Below are 15,717 nucleotides of genomic sequence, written 5' to 3'. Positions count from 1 at the left end.
TTTTTTCAATTTCGCCAAAAATTAAAAAGCCAGATCTCCGACCTGACTTTAAATTTTGCCTTCCGCTATTAATTTTAATCTGTTTAATCCTCGATCTAAGTCATCTAATGATAAACCGCCATTCTCTAGATCAATTGGGTCTTTACTTTTTAAATGATCAAAAAGCTTAAAACCGATTTGAGTAAAACCATCTTCTTTTTTGTCATAACGAAAATAAAATAATTTTTTTACTGCTTTCTTATATAGATGCTTTTCTAATAAATAATTTATTTCTCTTTCTAGGTCTGAAACAAGATTGCTACTAGAATTTACTAAATTATCTTTACGAATACTATTATCAATAAAAAATATTACATCTTGTATAAAAGGCTTAATTTGATGAAACGAAAAGCCGGTTCCCAGTTGCATAAACGATTAACTTCCTTGTGTGTTAGGTTGACCTTGATTATTACCTTCATTATTTTGAGGGTATCCAACATTATTTGGGTATGAAGGATCAGGTACTTGATTAAAATTTGGTTGCTGTAAAGGATATGCTCCTGCTTCTGGAGATGGTTGATTTATACTATATGGATCAGCATAATTTTGCGAATTAGGGTTACTAAAAGCGGGATCAAATGATGCTCCTGCTGAATTGTCAGGTTCATAATTTCCCTGAGCATTTTGATTTGGGGCAACTGAATTTTCATTCATCCCATATTGTTGTTGACTTTGAATATCAGGTTGAGGCTGATTGTACTGAGCTGTAGAAAAATCATTGTTTATTGGAATTGACTGATTACCATTAACATTGTCTTCAGTATCTTGAGGTTGTTCAAATTGGTTCACCTGTTGATCAGACTCAAAATTATCAAATGATTCTGAGTCATTTACACTTGTTGGATCAGTTCCAAGTTTTAAATCAGGGTTTTCCGTTAACAAAGATTTAGTAACATCGTCATAAACTTCTGAAGATTTGTAATGTTGAAAATCATCAAAATTTTCTGAAAAATGAGATTGCAAAAGATTTAACCAATTATCATCATTAACATACTCTAATTGTTGTTTCAAAGACTTAACCAACTGATCATGCAATTTTTTTAAGCCTTCTTCTACAACTTTTCCTTTTTCAGATAACTCTTGAGTCTGACCAATGGCTTCATCTTGAACCTGATTCGCTTTTTCAGTCGCAGCTTTTATAATCTTTTTTGCATCATTTTCAGCATCATAAATGATTCGGTCACGCTCTTTTTCTGCATCTTTTTTTACTCGATCAGCAGTTTGTTGAGCAATTAGAATTGATTTGTTCAGTGCATCTTGTAAGCCAGAAAAATATTTTACTTTTTCTTGTGACGCTGACAATTGATTCTTTAATGCATCATTTTCATCTAAAGTCCGAGCATAATTATCGTTGATCTCATCAAGAAAATCATTAACTTCCTTCTCGCTGAAACCACGAACGCTCCGACTAAAATCTTTATTTGCAATATCTTCAGGTGTTAGTACCATAAATAACCTCCTGGCTATAGTTTTTGGTATTCGATCACTATTTTATTTTTTTTCGATCTGCCAATAACCCTATTTAGTTTAATTCTACCAAAACCTCGAGCTGTGACAAATTCATTTTTTGTTAAAACATATGCAGATTTACTCACAGGCTTAAAATCCACAAAAACTTTTCCCTGTGAAATCAAAGTTTGAGATTTAAGCCGAGAAATATTTAAAACTTTTGATAAAAAAGCATCCAGCCTCAATGAAGGTACTGTATCAGTTTTCAATAGGCTTTTTACTACTGGCTTTTCAATCTGATCAAACCCTATTTCCCTAAAATTTAAAATATTTTTATTTACGTTGAGTGGATTTTCAATTAAAAATTTTAAAATTGAACTTTTTATAATAATCTGAATCTTTCGAGAAGTAATTAAAATATCGCCAATTACTTCTCGATTTATTCCATTATGAATTAGTGACCCCAAAACTTGACGATGACTAATCGATGAAAAGTCATTAAGTGAGGCTTCAACGACAGAAAGATTAAAATTATTTAATAAACTATCTTCTTTTAAGTTTGAGCAAAAAGCTATTACAACTTTTCTTTCAGCTTCTTCATACCCGCCCCAAAATTTAAAATTCACATTTTTGTTTTTTGAATTCCACAAACTTTGTTCATATGGGTTTAAAAAATTGCTGACATAAACCGTCTTTTTTAAGGAAACCATTTCAACAATATTTTTAATTTTACTAGCAGAATAATCTTTTTCCGACATCAAAGGCCCATAAACATTGTGCTTAAAACCATAAACCAAAGTTGTCTAAGCAGCATACAAATCAAAATTTCAATAATCGGAGAAAGATCTAATCCCATAATTGGAGGAATAAATCTATGAACTAAATTATCGAATGGTTCAGTAAATCTCCTTAACAATCTTCCAAATTTAGAATCATAAAGACCTGGAACCCATGATAAAAAAGCAGTAACTGTAATTACTAAAATATAAATATCAATTAAACGATCTCCGACTATATACAGTATGCGTAAAATTGGTTGACTCAAATATTGCTCTCGCTATCCTTGAAATTTGCCTGAACTTTAAAATTGCTTGGCGTACACAGATAAATCTGAGGACTTACTCTTTGCGTAGTACCATCCATTGCACAAGTTGCTCCGCTAAGAAAATCAATTATTCTTTTTGCTTGATCTGCTTCAATTTTTTCAAAATTTACAACAACTGCATAATTATCCTTAAGTTGACCTACAATTTCTGCTGCATCGCTGTAAATTCTAGGCTCTACCACGATAATTTTATTTTGATTTACTGTGTTCTTAGCAGTACTTTTTTGTTTGTTCATGGGAATTACTTTCCGTTCTTGCTCAACAACACCATCGTCATCTTCTATTACTTCGTCATCATATATATCATCATATTCTGACTCATCATCAGAACCAAAAATATTTTTTAGTAATCCTTTATTAAAAGCCATTTTTCCCTCTTGTATAATTAACTATCTATTGTTGTTTCTTCTTAAAAACGGTGGAACATCGTCATCATCGTCATCACTTGAATTTTTCACGTCTTGTCCACTTTGAAAAACTTCAAATTCAGAATTCTCGAATGGTTTTGCAGTTTTATTTTGTTCTACTGAAGTACTTGAACGTTGGCTATCATTGGAAAGTACTTGATTATCATTCCAATCTACTACTCTGTTATTACTCGCTGTATCAGTTTTTGAACTACTAGAAGATTGTTTTTGAGTTCCATCTGTATCAATACCCGTTGCAATTAATGTTACTTGAATCTTATCATCAAATTTTTCATCAATTGATGCCCCAAAAATAACATTAACATCATTAGATGCCCTTTGAGCAACAGTATCTGCCGCTGATTGGATATCAAAAATAGTCAAATTTTTACCGCCAATAATATTCAATAGAACTTGTTTAGCACCTGTTATATCACTTTCCAATAAAGGCGAAGCAACAGCTTCTTCGGTAGCTTCCTCAATCGCATTATCTCCACTGCCGGTGCCAATTCCAATGACAGCTGTTCCTTGATTTTCCATGACTGTTCTAACATCATTAAGATCAAGATTTACAAGCCCAGTTTCTGTAATTGTATCGGTAATGCCCTCAACACCTTGTCTTAACACATCATCAGCAACTGAAAAAGCTTCTTTTAAACCAGTTTTCTTATCAACAATTGATAAAAGATTATCATTTGAAATAATAACCAATGTGTCAACATTAGATTTCATCGCAGAAATTCCAGTCATTGCAAATTGAGATCTTTTCGACCCCTCAAACTTAAATGGTCTGGTAACCACTCCTACCGTCAAAGCTCCAAGATCCTTTGCAATTTTTGAAATGACAGGGGCAGCACCTGTTCCAGTGCCTCCCCCCATCCCGGCAGTAACAAAAATCATATCTGCTCCTTGGAGAGAATTTCTAATTTCTTCTTCACTTTCAAGGGCTGCTTTTTGACCGACTTCTGGATCAGAACCGGCACCTAGTCCACTAGTCAATTTAGGACCAAGTTGAATATGTTTATCAACTCTTGAGGAAGATAATGCTTGACGATCAGTATTAGCAACAAAAAACTCAACGCCTTTAACACCTTCTTCAACCATTCGATTTACCGCATTACCTCCAGCTCCACCGACGCCAATAACTTTAATTATTGCGCCTTCTGTTTTTTCTTTAGATTCGCCTTGCTGATTATCCATTATTCCTCCAAGTTACTCAAATAAATTGTAAATCCATCTTCTCAGTGAAGAGAAAAAGCCACTCTTTTTTTCCTTTTTTTGGGGCTTAGATTTTACTCCTGATTCTGTTCCAAAATTCAGATCAGTATTTTCATCATTTAATGTTTGTTCTTCCTGCATTTCAGGTTGAAACTTTTCAAACTTGTTAACCTTCAAAGTACTTTCTAAAATCATTTGAACTCGTGAAAGATGCCAAGTATGAACGATCATTCCAAAAGCCACTGTGTAAATTTGACTTCTCAAACCAATCTGGTTTGGAATATAAATATTAACAGGTCTGCCAAGAATATTACCGGCTTCTTCCTCAGTTCCTGGAAGGGCAGAATTACCACCGGTAATAATTATACCTCCTGGCAAATCAAAAGCATTAGTAGAATTTAATTTATTTTTAATCTTAGTAAAAATTTGTTCAAACCGCGCGTGAATAATTTCAGATAGGTATTTATCTCCAACCTTAACTTCATTAGCTTGATCCAAACTCTGGATTACAAAAGATTCACTATCTTGTATTTGCCCAGTTTTTAAACTCCCATAATCAATTTTAACTGATTCTGCATCTTTCTCACTAATTTTAAGAACCTTAGAAATATCTGAAGTAATATTTTTCCCGCCCTCAAAAATTGTACCGCTCATTTGTAACAAGTTGTTTTGGAAAATACTATAACTAGTCTTCCCGCTTCCAGCATCTATCAAAATAGATCCCATTTCTTTTTGAGCAGAACTCAATGACACTTCAGCGGCTGCAATAGGATTTAATACAATATTTCTTACTTTGAACCCAGACCTTTCAACGGCTTTAATAATATTTCTGAAAATGGTTTTAGGGATTGCATAAGCCAGACAATGAATGCTTAACGTTGTTCCCATCATTCCTAAAGGATCGCTAATTCCATCAAAATTATCAACGATAAATTCTTCAACTGCTATTCCCACAAAATCATTTTCAACCGATTGATGCTCATTCAATATTGACGAAACTAATTCCTTTAAATCTCTTTCATTGACTTCTCGCGGATCTTTTCCTAATTCTATAGAACCTTTTAAATTCTTAATTGATAAATAATTAGTCGGAATCCCAACCACAACTTGATCAATTAAAATTTGTGATTTTTTATTTAGATCTTTTTGAGCAGCTTTAATATCTTCTACGGTCTGATTGATATCAACAACCATTCCTTTATTCATACCAGTAGACTGGGCAATTCCAACCCCAACTACATTGATATTATTATTGGTTGTTTGCATTGCAATTAATTTAACAAAAGAAGTTCCTATATCAATACCAACAAATGTTTGGGCTCCATTATCCAAATGAACAGCCTCCTACAGATTTTAATAAATTTATTTTAGCACATGAATAAATAAAATATTTCTTTATCATTCTATAACTTTTTACTTTCTTTGTCTTACAAAAGTTCCAACTTCTAAATCAACGATTAACTTTCCGCTCTTTCCCTTTGTCAAGAAAGAATAATCAACAATCTTTTTTTTGATTGTATTCAAATCTCCAATTACTAAATTGCCGTCGTCCATATTTATTTTGATTTGATTTGGATTAATTTTGGAATGAGTCAACTTAATTTCAGAAATATTATTACGAACTGAATCAGGAATTTCCTGATATATCTGAGCAATTTTTTTAATATCCTTTTTTGTTAAGAAATTATCAAATACCGGACGTTCCTGATAAATTTTTTTTCTTAGATGAGGATCAACGACTCCATTAGTTAAAACTGATTGAAATTGATGTTTTTTTTGAACATAGCCGACAACACCTAATTCTGTAACTTTGATATTAACATTATTAAATTTGACCAAATTTAATTTGATTTGATTGACCTGGGGCAAATTTTTTTTTATTTTAGTTTTAATTTTTTTTTGATTAAAGACAACTTCTACAACATCATGATTGACTTTTAAACTGCTGGCATTGATTATCTCTTGGGTTGGAACTTCTTTATTTCCCTCAACATTAATCTGTCTTATTAAATTAAGACCTAATAAGAAATAAACACAAATTAAAATTCCAATAAAATTTAATAAAATAAGTAATACAGCACGAAAAACATATTCATTCTTTCTATTATTTGTACTTCTGCTAATAAGCATTTTCCCCTACAAGTTCTTTCATAAGATTAATAAACCGATCGGCTGCATCACGTTCACCTAAAGAAAAAGATTTGCATTTCATTTCAGACAAACGATGATGATCATTTATTAAATTCATTATCATTTCATACAACTTTTTTGATGTTAATTCACCTTCGGGCAAAAGAATTGCCGCATTTTCATTAGATAAAGATTTGGCATTATACGTTTGATGATCATGAGTAACGTTTGGACTCGGGATTAAGATTGCAGGAACACCTAAAGCTGTTATTTCAGCAATAGTTGTCGCCCCAGAACGAGAAACAATTAATGAAATATTAGGCAATAATTCTGCCATATTATTAATGTAGGGTTTAATTTGAACGTTTTCTTTTTCATTTAATTTATCAAGAATTTCTTTTTTATCCGCATAATATTTACGACCGCTTCCAAAAATAATTTTAATATTTTTAAAGTCATGCTGCCTTATCATCTCTTCTGCAGCGTTGTTAATCTGTAACGCCCCTAGTGAGCCACCAAAGATTAAAACTTGCGGAATTTCTTGTTTTAAACTTTGATGTTTCTTTTGAGCAAGAGATTCTTCATAAACCTCTTGAGAACGAGGGTTTCCAGTAAAAACAATTTTACTGGAAGGAAAATACTGTTTAGCATCATCATTTGAAACAGCAACTTTTGTAACTAATTTACCAAGTAATTTATTCGTTAAGCCTGGATATGAATTTGGCTCAAAAACTATTGTCTTTTTTTTCATCCTTGCTGCTTTATACAATACTGGAGCAGATACATACCCTCCTGTTCCAACAACAATGTCCGGATCAAAATTTCTAATAATCTGCTTTGATTTTGAGACCGAATCTACAAATTTAAATAAAGTCTTAAAATTGCTCAATGAAAATGATCTTCGAAGTCCTTGAACATCTAATGAAGTAAAAGGGATTCCCAGTTCTTGAGTAAGTTCTTTTTCCAATCCCCGATTACTGCCAATAAATAAAACTTCAATATCTGGATCATTATGTTTTAACTTTTTGATTAAAGAAAGAGCTGGGTAAATATGTCCCCCTGTACCTCCTCCAGCAAAAATTACTCTCATTATTTTAACTCTCGATATAATTCTTTAAACATTGTTCCACGTTCTTCAAAACTAGAAAACTGATCCCAACTAGCACTTGCGGGCGAAAGAAGAATTGCATCTCCAGTTTTAGATTTTTGAACTCCATCTTGAAAAGCTTGTAGTAAATTATCATTAAGAAACATTTTTACACCTGTAGGAGCAATTGCTTTTTGAAGAACCTTTTTATTTTCGCCAAACAATTCAACCAATTTAACATTTTTTAAATTTTTTGGCAAATTTTCAAAGAGATCCCCTCTCTCCATTCCTCCTGCAAGTAAAATAATTGGTGAATGAATACTATTTAAAGCAACAATAGTAGCTTCTTCATCCGTTGCCTTAGAATCATTATAAAAGATTAAACCTTTTTTCTTTCCTAAGTATTCTAAACGATGTTCAACTCCTTTAAAATTCTTTGCGGCAAATTTAATTGCTTCATTAGAAACATTTAAGATTTTTGCAACAGTCGCAGCAGCCAAAAAATTTTCAATATTATGTTTTCCAGGAATCAAAATATCATCTTTTGAACAAATGACATCATTTCTATAATAAATAAAATTGTTTTTTAAATAGACTTGTGCCTGTGAAGAATTCAAATTTAATCCAAAATACTTAACCTTGGATTCAGCTTTATCTATATAAGGATCTAAAGTTGAATGATTTTCATTAATTATCAAATAGTCATTTTTAGTTTGATTGCTGAAAATTTTACTTTTTGCAGCTAAATAATTATCAAATGTGTGGTGATGTTCAAGATGATGAGGGAAAACATTATTAATTACAGCTACTTCAGGATGAAACTGTTGAGTAAATTCCAATTGAAAACTTGAAGATTCACAAACAATATAATCGTCTTTACCAGATTTTTGAACTATTTCAGAAAAAGGAATTCCAATATTACCAGCTTTATAAACACGGCATTTATTATCTTTTTTAATCATTTCATAAATTAAACTGGTAACTGTCGTTTTACCGTTTGTTCCAGTCACCGCAATTAAATGTGATTTACAAAAACGCCCAGCTAACTCAAGTTCTGTCATAATCGGAATTTTAAGATCTTGGGCAGCTTTGACATACCAATTTTCTAAAGGAATCCCTGGACTTTTAATTATTGCCGTAAAATGTTTGCTTTCCATTTCAGCAAGTGAAGAAATATTAACACTTTGACCGTTAACTTGTTTACTATTTCGATCATCATGAACAAAAACATTGGCATCTAATTTATTTAGTAAATCAACTGCGCCTAATCCACTTATTCCAAGACCTAAAACTAAGATATTTTTGTTTTTAAAATCCATACTTTTTTCTAACATTTATCAACCCTTAATCAATAAAACAATATAAAAGAGGCCTAGTATAATGGTTAAAATATAACTAGTATAGTTAATCTTTTCTTCTGACCACCCGGACAATTCTAAATGATGGTGTAATGGTGCCATTTTAAAAATTCTTTTTCCCGTCAAATGATGATAACTTACTTGTAGGATATCAGACATTGTCTCAATAACAAAAACTAGACCTAACATTAATAAAGACCATACAGATCCAAGTTGAATTGAAGCTGCCGCCAAAAAAGCTCCAATTGATAAAGAACCCAAATCACCCATAAAAATTTTGGCTGGTTTAAAGTTAAAATAAAGAAAAGCTATAATTGTTCCAAAAAGTGCTGAAGCAACAACTAAAACGGGATAATTATTTTTAACAATTGCCAATAAGATGTAAAAGGAAAGAACAATTAAAGAGGTCCCACCGGCTAATCCATCAATCCCATCTGTTAAATTTACGGCATTTGAAAATCCAACGATCCAAATCCAACAAAAAATAAAACTTCCAGCGATTAACATTAATCCATGAAAACTACGCCAAGGTTGAATCGGAGTTATGACAAGATAGATAAGACCAACTAATAATTGTAAAGCAAATTTATCTCTTGCCCTTAATCCTAAATTTTGTTTAAGTGATATTTTTTTGAAATCATCAATAAAGCCAATTGCTCCAAATCCAATGATAACAAATAGTAAACTGATTACTCCTTTTAGTTGATTTAATGACGACTTATTTATAACAAAGTTATAAATAATGAAACAAAATGTTGCCAATATTGTAATGGATATAAATAAAAGCCCCCCATTGTAGGGGTACCTGCTTTTTTTTCATGCCAAGTGGGGCCATCTTCTTTTATTTGCTGAACATCTTTGCTTTTCTTTAAAAATTTAATGAAAATAGGAAATACCAAAAATGTAATTAAAAAACTTCCAACAATTAAAATCATTGATGTTGGTTTGGCATCAACCTTAAATACAAAAAACAAACTGTAAAAAAGTAAAATAAATTTAAATATAATGTTATTAGTTAGTTTCATGAATATTTTCTTTCAAATTTACCGTAATATTTTTTTCAAAATCAATGGATTCACCTGCTTGAACATTTTGATTTTCAACATAGCCGCTGCCATTAATTTTGATATTTTTACCAGTAATCTGTCCAAATTTGATTACATCACTTTTAGACCAACCAGTTAAATCTGGCATCGTCATCGCTCCATTAGTGAGCAAGATGACTTTTTCTCCGGCAAGAACTTGGGTCTTAGCTAAAGGAAGCTGCTGAACAACTGTATTCCCGCTTCCAATAATTTCAGCCTTTAGGCCAATATTTTTCAATTCTTCGTTTGCATCATTTCGATTTTTATTAGCTAAGCTTGGAGTTTTTATATCAGAGTTTTGTAAGGTTTTAAATTCTTTGTTGTAAGACAATGAATAATTTACCATTGGTTTAAAAACTTCGCTAAGCATTTGTTCCGGCTGTTTTGCAATATTTTGCGGACGTTTAATTGATACGTAAAGAATATAGCGAGGAGAACCTGCGGGATAAATGCCCATTACTGAATATAAGTAATCATATTGTCCCTTCATATAACCACTGCCGTTCAGTTCAGAAATCTCTGCCGTACCCGTTTTAACTGCTAAATCAACATTGGGAATTGCATATACGGTACCTGTACCATATTTTTCTGTTGTCACTCGCCTCATTTCATTAATCGTTTCCATTGCAGATTCTTTGTTAATTGGTTTATTCTTTTTAATAACCTTAAACTTTTTAATTGTTTTATTATTTGGGTTGTAAATTTTATTTACAATTTGAGGTTGAATGATTTGACCCTCATTAGCGATTGCCGTATATGCTTGCATCAATTGCATCACATTAACATTTATCCCTTGACCAAAAGCAGTAGATGCTTGATCTATCGGTTGTGCAAACTGAAGAGATCCTTCATTTTCATTAGGTAAAGTAATACCTGTTTTTTTACAAAAGCCGAATTGATCAATATAATTTTTCCAACGATCACCGCCAATTTCCTTTTCCAATTTTACAAAACCAACATTACTAGACCTAGGAAAGGCCTGAGACATTGGAATAATTCCCCAGCCTGCTCTTTGCCAATCATAAATGATATTTGGGCCAATTTTTATTGAACCTGAATCATAATATTCATTTGGATTATATACACCTGAATTAATTGCAGAACTTAAGGTAACTGCTTTAAAAACGGATCCTGGTTCAAAACCATCTTCTACTAAATTATCACGCCACATATCAGATAATCCCTTTAATGTGTTGGTATCAAAAGATGGTCTTTGAGTAGCAGCTAAGATTCGACCTGTTTTTGCCTCCATTAATACGGCATTCATTGCAACTGGTTGGTAATTACTATTTACTTCACTAATTAATTTTTCTAAATATTTTTGATAATCCGTATTTAAGGTTAAATAAATATCATTACCATCTTGAGCGTTTATTCTATTTTCAATGGTCCGATTACCAAAACTTGCCCCTAAATTTGCTTTTCGTTCAATATACCCATTTTTACCCATTAGTTGTTTGTTAAACTGCTTTTCAATGCCTAAGCGACCAGTCAATTGTGGAGATTGAGCATCTTTTTCCTTATCTGTTAAATCAGCAATTCCTACGATTTGTGAGGCAAATATTCCACCATTGTAAAGACGAGATGGCCTTCTTAAAAATTCAATTCCCGTTATATGATCTTTTTTTATTTCTTCTTCAATTTTTTCCTTATTAGAGACTGGAATGTTATCTCCCCCAGCTCCAAATCTAATTTGATATCCTTTTAATTGTAATTGCTTCCAAGCCAAATCTTTACTGATCGGCAAATTTTTACTGATTAAGTTAACAATTTTTTCTTTATTAGTAACATAAAGAGGGATTTTTTTATCATTTTCAATTTTTTTACCGGCTTTTTTATCTGTTGTAACAGTAATCGTAAACTTACTTGAATCTTGCGCAATTACATTCCCTAACTGATCATAAATATGTCCCCGATTTGCTGGTAAAACGGTTTTTGATTGATGAATTATTTCTTGTTTTTTATTAAGATCAACTCCGCTTGCCCTGTGATTAGACACAATCCAAATAAAACGAAAAGAAAAAATTAAAAAGACAATTATAACTATAAAAAGAAAAAATAAACCGAATCTTCTTCGGTTTCGATAAGTTAATTCACCATGATTTTTAGATGCATTTTTATTTTTCATTTGTTACTTAGATACATTTTGAACGCGACTTTCATCAAGTTGAAAGCCGTACTGACGAGCTAATTCTTCTAATCTTGAACTATTTGACAGAACTTGAACCTCTGCATTTAAATCTTGATTTTTTTGACTAACCATTTGAATTTGACTATTAACGTGATCAATTTGATAACTAACATTAGAATTTCTGATTCTCCCTTGTAAAATCACAAATAGTCCTACAAAAACTGATAAAAAACAAATAGAAAGCAGCAATTTTTCAAAAAGGCTTAATTTGACACGCCCGACGCGAATACTCTTTAAATTTTCTCGTTCATTCGCATGAGATTTAGTTCTAGTTCTAACATATTCTTTTGGAATGATGTCTAAACTAGCAGAGCTGTCGTCAATTCTTTTAGTTCCACTATATAAAATATCTGAATCAATATTCTCTTGTCTCATTTACCTAAAACTAATCTTTCTAATTTTTTTTGCTACTCTTAAACGTGCACTATGTGCACGATGATTATTTGTTAACTCAGCCTCAGTTGGCGTAATTGCTTTTTTTTGAACAATTTCTAATTGTGGTTTAACATCTTCAGGAATGATTGGAATTCCTTTTGGATATGACTTATATTGAGCTAGTCTTCTGAAAGTCTTAGATACAAGTCTATCTTCAAGAGGTTGGAAAGTGACTACCGAAATAATTCCTCCAACCTTCAAAATTTCAAGACTTTGTCTTAATCCATCTTTTAAAGAATCTAGTTCATTATTTACTTCAATTCTTATTGCTTGAAAGAATTTTTTTGATGGATGTCCCTTTTTTCGTTTTACTGGTTCAGGTAAACTATCTTCAATTATTTTAACTAATTCTAAAGTCGTTTTAATTGATCGACGACTTCTGCTTTTTACAATTGCATTAGCTACCTTATATGGAACAGGAGCATTTCCATATTTTTGAAAAACTTTTTTTAATTCTTCAGCGCTATATGTATTAATAACATCATAAGCAGTTAAATCTTGTTTTTGATCCATTCTCATATCTAATGGGCCATCGAAACGATAACTAAAACCGCGTTCAGGATCATCAAACTGTGGAGAAGATACACCTAAATCAAACACAATACCTGAAACGCTATTAAAGCCAGCTGAGGAAACGGCATCTTTTATTTGTCCATAGTTAGACTTTAAAAGAATCAATCTATTTGTCTTTATTTCTGAATTAAAACGTTGTTTACCAAAAGAAATTGCTGCTTCATCAAGGTCAAGGCTAATCACATGCCCTTGATTAATATTTTTAAGCATTTCAAATGTATAACCGCCTCTACCAAAAGTAGCATCGACATAAATTTCATTTGATCTTATACCTAAAGAATCAACAGCTTCCTTTAATAAAACACTATTATGTACTAATTCAGTCAAAATCAATATCCATCAAATTTTCAGAAATTTCACTAATATTGTCCGCCATCTCGCTGTCAACTTTCTGATATGTATCAGCGTCCCAAATTTCCACCCGGGAATTGACGCCTAAAACAATACATTCTTTTTCTAACTTAGCAAAAGAAATCAAATTTTGAGGTAAATTTATTCTACCTTGTTTATCTATCTCAACCTCTGTCGCTCCAGAATAGAAAAATCTGCTAAAAGCTCGTGAATCTTTTTTAGTTAAAGGTAAAGAAGAAAGTTTTTTGACGAGAGAATCCCAGGACAATTGAGAGTACACGAAAAGGCAACCATCCATTCCTCTGGTAACAATAAAAGATCCTCCTAGTTCACTGCGAAACTTAGAAGGAATAATGATTCTGCCTTTTTGGTCTAAATTGTGACGAAATTCACCCATAAACATATCAATTACCCTCAAAAAAATTCTACCACATACCACCACTTCTCACCACGAAGTGACACTTTGTAATATAATTTTAATAAGAGAACATCAGTTCTAAGGCTTTCTAACCGTTTAAACTAGTTATTAAAAAAACTGATAATGAAAAAGATAAAATACCATCCAAACAAAAGTAAATTAAGGAATTTTCTCGACTGCCTAAAAAAATAACGATAACGAAATCGTTTGAAATTTAATGTATATGCTAAAATAAAAATTATTTCGAAAATAAAATACATTAAAAAGAATAATGGTAAAATGGAATTCACATAATTATTTTTTGTCTCAAGCCAAAGAGAAAAAGCCAAAGGAATTGAAATCCAATGACTTAATTTTATTTTATGTCTAGGTGCAAAATTAATCATAAAAAGGTTTATTGTACCAACTACTATAATAAAAATAATTATCAAAATTAAACTAAAGATTTGAATGCCACCCATATTACCACTTTATTTGATATTTTGTTAAAATAACTAACTAAGGAAAATACAATGAAGAAGAAAAAAACAAGTAAATTTCAAAGAATAACTAATATTGCAGTTTGGTTGATGATTATTGCAACGGTTTCGGGAGTCATTCTAACTGTTGTTGCTGTTCTTAATCAATGGTAGTTACTTTTCGTATAATTGAGGCCTAATTGCATAAAGTAACACTAAACATACCGCTGCAACAGCAAAAGTTGCTAGAAAACTTGGGAGCTGATAAATTAATGCTGCCAACCACATACTGCCATTCTTTGGTACCGTTAAATATTTGCCAAAGAAAATAACCGAAGCAGCTGTGTGACACAAGAATTTACCAATACAGGCAACCAAAATTCCTAAAAACACAAAAAGCACAGCAAAGGCATGCTTTTTTTTGTTTATCGCTAATTGAAGCGGTCCATGAACAATCCCCGCTAAACCAATCAAACTAAATGCTACAATATATTCTAAAAATGCTTGAAGCGGAGAAACAACACTGCTTGACCCAATTCCTCTTAAAAACAGATCTAAAATACCAAAAATAAAACCTGAGATAGTCCCGTTTACTAACCCTCTTTTTAATGCAAAAAAAACAATTGGAACTAAACCTAAAGAGATATTAAGAACATCTCCAGCTGATGATTTTGGTTTAAACTCATTTAAAACCATTGCCAAAGCTGCAAATAATGCGTCTTCAACTATTAAACGAACAGTTACAATACTTGATCCATTTTGATTATTTTTCATGTTTCAATTCCAGCTTTTTCCTAAAATACTCAACAATTTTTTCTGTTGGTAAGTATAAAATAACAAAATAAATTAAATTAGTAAATAAAGTGGTCGGCAAATATACTGAAATATACTGAAATAATCTTATATCAGTTAAATTAAGATAACTATTAAGCAAATAATAAATTGAGCTAAATAACGTGATTGTTAAAAAAAAGGAAGATAAAATATATATAAAATTATTCGGCAAATGATTTTCTAACCATCTAAGGAATAATGCTGAAATCACAAAGGAAACTGCATAAAAACCAATTACTCCTGAGTAAAAGATATCTTCAATAATTCCGACTACTAAAGCAACCCAGACAAAATTGAAATCAATTTCAAAAGTTAAAACAGTTAATCCGATTAGCCCACCCATCCAAGAAATCCGACTTGAAAAAATAAAGGGAATTGAATGAGAAATAAAACTGATTGATCCATCAATCAAAATCAAAATATACAAAACAATAAATGCAAAAAGTCCAATTTTAAAAGATAATTTTCTATCCATCCTTAATCACCAACTGTGCGATCAATTACCGTTACCACGCTAAAATCATTAATATCAGTTGCCGATTTTACATAAATCATTGTTGATAGTCCGTAATCTTTTTT

20 protein-coding genes are annotated in these 15,717 nt (G+C 31.5%); 1 reads left to right on the top strand and 19 read right to left on the bottom strand.

The genetic code is table 11. From position 1 onward, the window contains the following. Nucleotides 1-48: 48 nt before the first annotated feature. The 17 genes from R8749_RS03835 to R8749_RS10785 all read right to left on the bottom strand — a co-directional run bounded on the left by R8749_RS03835 (nucleotide 49) and on the right by R8749_RS10785 (nucleotide 14,307). Complete coding sequence (locus R8749_RS03835; protein ID WP_317698109.1) at nucleotides 49-408, bottom strand: DUF6483 family protein; 360 nt, start codon at nucleotides 406-408, stop codon at nucleotides 49-51. A gap of 6 nt (nucleotides 409-414) precedes the next feature. Further along, the gene (locus tag R8749_RS03830) at nucleotides 415-1,488 is read right to left on the bottom strand and encodes a DivIVA domain-containing protein (protein ID WP_317698107.1); all 1,074 of its coding nucleotides are present in this window, start codon (nucleotides 1,486-1,488) and stop codon (nucleotides 415-417) included. A gap of 14 nt (nucleotides 1,489-1,502) precedes the next feature. After that, nucleotides 1,503-2,246 carry a YlmH/Sll1252 family protein gene (locus tag R8749_RS03825; RefSeq protein ID WP_317698106.1) on the bottom strand — a complete coding sequence of 248 codons (744 nt, stop codon included), beginning with the start codon at nucleotides 2,244-2,246 and terminating at the stop codon, nucleotides 1,503-1,505. Further along, entirely contained in the window at nucleotides 2,246-2,533 is a 288-nt protein-coding gene (locus R8749_RS03820; RefSeq protein WP_317698105.1) for a YggT family protein, read from the bottom strand. Before R8749_RS03820 ends, R8749_RS03825 begins: the two co-directional genes overlap by 1 nt. Further along, nucleotides 2,530-2,961, bottom strand: coding sequence for a cell division protein SepF (locus R8749_RS03815; protein WP_317698103.1), 432 nt, complete (start codon nucleotides 2,959-2,961; stop codon nucleotides 2,530-2,532). The genes R8749_RS03820 and R8749_RS03815 overlap by 4 nt, the downstream gene beginning before the upstream one ends. 21 nt (nucleotides 2,962-2,982) lie before the next feature. Then, entirely contained in the window at nucleotides 2,983-4,200 is a 1,218-nt protein-coding gene (gene ftsZ / locus R8749_RS03810; RefSeq protein ID WP_317698101.1) for a cell division protein FtsZ, read from the bottom strand. A 12-nt stretch (nucleotides 4,201-4,212) separates the two neighbouring features. Further along, the gene (gene ftsA / locus R8749_RS03805; protein ID WP_317698099.1) at nucleotides 4,213-5,550 is read right to left on the bottom strand and encodes a cell division protein FtsA; all 1,338 of its coding nucleotides are present in this window, start codon (nucleotides 5,548-5,550) and stop codon (nucleotides 4,213-4,215) included. Between the two features lie 81 nt (nucleotides 5,551-5,631). Next, nucleotides 5,632-6,348 (bottom strand): cell division protein FtsQ/DivIB, encoded by a 717-nt coding sequence (locus R8749_RS03800; protein WP_317698097.1) that lies wholly within the window; start codon nucleotides 6,346-6,348, stop codon nucleotides 5,632-5,634. Next, nucleotides 6,338-7,438, bottom strand: coding sequence for an undecaprenyldiphospho-muramoylpentapeptide beta-N-acetylglucosaminyltransferase (murG, locus tag R8749_RS03795; RefSeq protein WP_317698096.1), 1,101 nt, complete (start codon nucleotides 7,436-7,438; stop codon nucleotides 6,338-6,340). Before murG ends, R8749_RS03800 begins: the two co-directional genes overlap by 11 nt. Continuing rightward, nucleotides 7,438-8,769 (bottom strand): UDP-N-acetylmuramoyl-L-alanine--D-glutamate ligase, encoded by a 1,332-nt coding sequence (gene murD, locus R8749_RS03790; protein WP_317698095.1) that lies wholly within the window; start codon nucleotides 8,767-8,769, stop codon nucleotides 7,438-7,440. The genes murG and murD overlap by 1 nt, the downstream gene beginning before the upstream one ends. A 3-nt stretch (nucleotides 8,770-8,772) precedes the next feature. Next, nucleotides 8,773-9,555 (bottom strand): phospho-N-acetylmuramoyl-pentapeptide-transferase, encoded by a 783-nt coding sequence (mraY, locus tag R8749_RS03785; protein ID WP_317698094.1) that lies wholly within the window; start codon nucleotides 9,553-9,555, stop codon nucleotides 8,773-8,775. Continuing rightward, complete coding sequence (locus tag R8749_RS03780; protein ID WP_317698093.1) at nucleotides 9,516-9,818, bottom strand: hypothetical protein; 303 nt, start codon at nucleotides 9,816-9,818, stop codon at nucleotides 9,516-9,518. Before R8749_RS03780 ends, mraY begins: the two co-directional genes overlap by 40 nt. Next, nucleotides 9,805-12,006, bottom strand: a complete 2,202-nt coding sequence (locus tag R8749_RS03775; protein ID WP_317698091.1) for a penicillin-binding protein — start codon at nucleotides 12,004-12,006, stop codon at nucleotides 9,805-9,807. Before R8749_RS03775 ends, R8749_RS03780 begins: the two co-directional genes overlap by 14 nt. A gap of 3 nt (nucleotides 12,007-12,009) precedes the next feature. Continuing rightward, entirely contained in the window at nucleotides 12,010-12,444 is a 435-nt protein-coding gene (gene ftsL / locus R8749_RS03770; protein WP_317698089.1) for a cell division protein FtsL, read from the bottom strand. Further along, entirely contained in the window at nucleotides 12,445-13,404 is a 960-nt protein-coding gene (gene rsmH, locus R8749_RS03765) for a 16S rRNA (cytosine(1402)-N(4))-methyltransferase RsmH (protein ID WP_317698088.1), read from the bottom strand. After that, on the bottom strand, nucleotides 13,397-13,831 hold the full coding sequence (mraZ, locus tag R8749_RS03760) for a division/cell wall cluster transcriptional repressor MraZ (protein ID WP_317698505.1): 435 nt from the start codon (nucleotides 13,829-13,831) through the stop codon (nucleotides 13,397-13,399). Before mraZ ends, rsmH begins: the two co-directional genes overlap by 8 nt. A 116-nt stretch (nucleotides 13,832-13,947) precedes the next feature. After that, the gene (locus tag R8749_RS10785) at nucleotides 13,948-14,307 is read right to left on the bottom strand and encodes a DUF3397 family protein (RefSeq protein ID WP_425613210.1); all 360 of its coding nucleotides are present in this window, start codon (nucleotides 14,305-14,307) and stop codon (nucleotides 13,948-13,950) included. Between the two features lie 51 nt (nucleotides 14,308-14,358). Here R8749_RS10785 and R8749_RS03755 point away from each other — a divergent pair, with 51 nt between their 5' ends. Continuing rightward, on the top strand, nucleotides 14,359-14,478 hold the full coding sequence (locus R8749_RS03755; protein WP_317698087.1) for a DUF4044 domain-containing protein: 120 nt from the start codon (nucleotides 14,359-14,361) through the stop codon (nucleotides 14,476-14,478). Here the strand turns inward: R8749_RS03755 and thiT are convergent, their stop codons facing one another. Beyond that, nucleotides 14,479-15,078, bottom strand: a complete 600-nt coding sequence (gene thiT / locus R8749_RS03750) for an energy-coupled thiamine transporter ThiT (protein ID WP_317698086.1) — start codon at nucleotides 15,076-15,078, stop codon at nucleotides 14,479-14,481. Continuing rightward, nucleotides 15,068-15,613, bottom strand: a complete 546-nt coding sequence (locus R8749_RS03745; protein ID WP_317698085.1) for a hypothetical protein — start codon at nucleotides 15,611-15,613, stop codon at nucleotides 15,068-15,070. Before R8749_RS03745 ends, thiT begins: the two co-directional genes overlap by 11 nt. Nucleotides 15,614-15,717: the final 104 nt, after the last annotated feature.

This window comes from Xylocopilactobacillus apis (assembly GCF_033095965.1).
Lineage (GTDB): Bacteria > Bacillota > Bacilli > Lactobacillales > Lactobacillaceae > Xylocopilactobacillus > Xylocopilactobacillus apis.
This window is presented reverse-complemented; position numbering and strand designations above follow the sequence as displayed.

Bases quoted from the DNA above. Each gene is read 5' to 3' on its own strand.
- R8749_RS10785 (WP_425613210.1), bottom strand. From the start codon at position 14,307: ATGGGTGGCATTCAAATCTTTAGTTTAATTTTGATAATTATTTTTATT.
- R8749_RS03830 (WP_317698107.1), bottom strand. From the start codon at position 1,488: ATGGTACTAACACCTGAAGATATTGCAAATAAAGATTTTAGTCGGAGC.
- thiT (WP_317698086.1), bottom strand. From the start codon at position 15,078: ATGAAAAATAATCAAAATGGATCAAGTATTGTAACTGTTCGTTTAATA.
- R8749_RS03835 (WP_317698109.1), bottom strand. From the start codon at position 408: ATGCAACTGGGAACCGGCTTTTCGTTTCATCAAATTAAGCCTTTTATA.
- murD (WP_317698095.1), bottom strand. From the start codon at position 8,769: ATGTTAGAAAAAAGTATGGATTTTAAAAACAAAAATATCTTAGTTTTA.
- ftsZ (WP_317698101.1), bottom strand. From the start codon at position 4,200: ATGGATAATCAGCAAGGCGAATCTAAAGAAAAAACAGAAGGCGCAATA.
- mraZ (WP_317698505.1), bottom strand. From the start codon at position 13,831: ATGTTTATGGGTGAATTTCGTCACAATTTAGACCAAAAAGGCAGAATC.
- R8749_RS03755 (WP_317698087.1), top strand. From the start codon at position 14,359: ATGAAGAAGAAAAAAACAAGTAAATTTCAAAGAATAACTAATATTGCA.
- R8749_RS03775 (WP_317698091.1), bottom strand. From the start codon at position 12,006: ATGAAAAATAAAAATGCATCTAAAAATCATGGTGAATTAACTTATCGA.
- R8749_RS03780 (WP_317698093.1), bottom strand. From the start codon at position 9,818: ATGAAACTAACTAATAACATTATATTTAAATTTATTTTACTTTTTTAC.
- R8749_RS03815 (WP_317698103.1), bottom strand. From the start codon at position 2,961: ATGGCTTTTAATAAAGGATTACTAAAAAATATTTTTGGTTCTGATGAT.
- R8749_RS03800 (WP_317698097.1), bottom strand. From the start codon at position 6,348: ATGCTTATTAGCAGAAGTACAAATAATAGAAAGAATGAATATGTTTTT.
- R8749_RS03825 (WP_317698106.1), bottom strand. From the start codon at position 2,246: ATGTCGGAAAAAGATTATTCTGCTAGTAAAATTAAAAATATTGTTGAA.
- murG (WP_317698096.1), bottom strand. From the start codon at position 7,438: ATGAGAGTAATTTTTGCTGGAGGAGGTACAGGGGGACATATTTACCCA.
- ftsL (WP_317698089.1), bottom strand. From the start codon at position 12,444: ATGAGACAAGAGAATATTGATTCAGATATTTTATATAGTGGAACTAAA.
- R8749_RS03745 (WP_317698085.1), bottom strand. From the start codon at position 15,613: ATGGATAGAAAATTATCTTTTAAAATTGGACTTTTTGCATTTATTGTT.